We start from the raw sequence: 241 nt of genomic DNA on the forward strand, positions 1-241 counted from the left end.
GGTGGCTTCATCGGCTGCGGTCGGTGCCGGCAGGTTCGCGCCATTGATCTCGACGTACTCCAGCGAGACGCTCTCGGCCTGGCGGAAGTCCTTGCCGTGGCTGTCGTACCACTGCTTGATCTGCGCATCGGTCACCGGCGCGGTATCGGCCGGCACTTCCGGCAGCGCGGCCAGTTCGACGTCGCGGGTTTCGCCCAGCAGCTTCAGCAGGCGCTCGGTCTCGGACTGGGTAACGAAGCCG

At 67.2% G+C, this 241-nt stretch carries 1 protein-coding gene; it reads right to left on the reverse strand.

Features of this window, described 5'->3' with window-relative positions:
* On the reverse strand, positions 1-241 hold a 241-nt coding region (locus HMPREF0528_RS08780), incomplete at both ends, for a hypothetical protein (RefSeq protein ID WP_004896668.1).

This window comes from Lactobacillus johnsonii ATCC 33200 (assembly GCF_000159355.1).
In the GTDB taxonomy this organism is placed as follows: Bacteria; Bacillota; Bacilli; order Lactobacillales; family Lactobacillaceae; genus Lactobacillus; species Lactobacillus johnsonii.